The organism is Malikia granosa (assembly GCF_002980595.1).
Taxonomy (GTDB): Bacteria; Pseudomonadota; Gammaproteobacteria; order Burkholderiales; family Burkholderiaceae_C; genus Malikia; species Malikia granosa.
In genome coordinates this window covers 1-1,687 of record NZ_PVLQ01000108.1, presented here as the reverse complement: position 1 = coordinate 1,687, position 1,687 = coordinate 1, and the positions used below count along the sequence as shown (strand labels likewise).

General features: G+C 57.7%; 1 protein-coding gene. It reads left to right on the top strand.

The genetic code is table 11. The features are described from left to right. Positions 1-20 precede the first annotated feature (20 nt). A partial coding sequence (locus C6P64_RS16800) for a recombinase family protein (RefSeq protein ID WP_146115966.1) occupies positions 21-1,687 on the top strand: 1,667 nt, incomplete at its 3' end.

The following is a 1,687-nucleotide window of genomic DNA, read 5'->3' as shown; positions in this document are numbered from 1 at the left end:
ACTTTCGGAAACCTTAGTAAATGCAATCCCCAACCGTCCAAAATCGGACAACCGCAAGAAAATTCGACCAGCTGCCCACCCCGGCCAGCATCTCAGAGATAAGCTGCGACAAGACGGCGTGGCTGAGGGTGGCTCTGTATGCCCGCTATTCGCTTGACCTACAGCGACCCACGTCCATTGACGATCAGGTCCGCATGTGTCGCGAGGTTGCGCAACGCTTCGGCATGAAAGTCGACGACGATCTGATCTTTTACGACGAGGCGGTCTCGGGCCAGTCACACAAGACCCACAAGCGCAGTGCTTACCAGCAGCTGCGCGAGCTGGTCCGTGCCGGAAAAATCGACGTACTGATATGTGACCAGCAGTGCCGTCTGGCGCGCAGTGCGCGCGAATCCCTCGACTTTCTGGCGGAACTGCACGAGCACAAGGTCCGTTTGCTGACGGCGGACGGATTTGACTCTGAGCAGCCAAGCGCCAAGCTCATTTTCGGCATGAAGTCTGTGTTCTCTGAATTCTTCATCGATGAGACCAGGCATCGTGTCTCAAGGACCATGCTGGGCGAGTTCGAGCGCGGCGCGATGGTCACCGCGATCCCGTATGGCTATGCCATTGACCAGGCGCGTTCCACGGCTGAAGGCCGCTGCTGCTGGTGTGTCAAGGCTGATGAGGCAGCCGTGGTACGAGAAATATTTGCACGCCGAAAAGACGGCATGACCCTGCAGGAAATTGCTGCGGTACTGAATAGCCGCGGCGTGCCCACGCCGCGGCAGACCTCCGACGGAAAGCGCCTGTACTGGCGCGGCTCTGCCATCTGGCGCATCTTCGGCAATCCAATGTACAAAGGGCTGTACCTAGTCAATTTTGGACGTAGCAATAGCAGCCAGGAACGAAATTTGGAACGGTTCATGCCGGAACTTGTTCTCGTGAGCCCAGATGACTGGGATGCCGTGCAGTCGATGGGCAAGCGCAGCCCATCCGCTAGTGAGTCAGCTGTTATCAGCAGTCATCTGGGGCAGAAGCGGACCTATGGCGGCGGTAAACATGCGTTTTCTGGCGTTTTCCGGTGCGGGACGTGCGGTGTCTATCTGTCTTTTCACCCGGCTCGCGGCAACAGCGCTGGAACGCTGCACTGCATCCAGTGTGAGCACGCATCTCGCGAGGGACAGCCTGGCCGACAGCCCATCTATATCTCTGTCAAGGGCGTCCGGATCATGATGCGCTGGCTGATGCAAAAGATACTGTCCAAAGAAGTGATAGCGGCATATCGTGAGCGCTTGAAAGAAAAGCTGGCAGGTGGCCATGAACAGTCGTTGCAGGACGCACGGACCCGGTTACACAAGGCGGATGCCGCTCGGCAGCGCTTGGCGAGACTGCTCAAGGACATCGGTAGCGAAGACCCGGTTCTTGAGCGGCAATACCTGGAAGCCAGAGAGGACACCATGCGTCTACAGCATGAAGTTTCGGAGTTGGAGCAGCACGCCCAAGCGGTCAACACTGACGCAATGCGCCGGCAGCTGAATATTCCGCTAGATGCAGTTGTCGATGCCTTCCTATCTGACGATCATGCGCCTGAACGCACCCGCGCCGTGCTGAACCGTGTGTTCCCGTCCATCGTCTTGCGCGCCAAGCCGGGCCGTTACGAGGCCGTGTTCGAGATACACGCTATGCGGCTTTGTTGTATTAATCA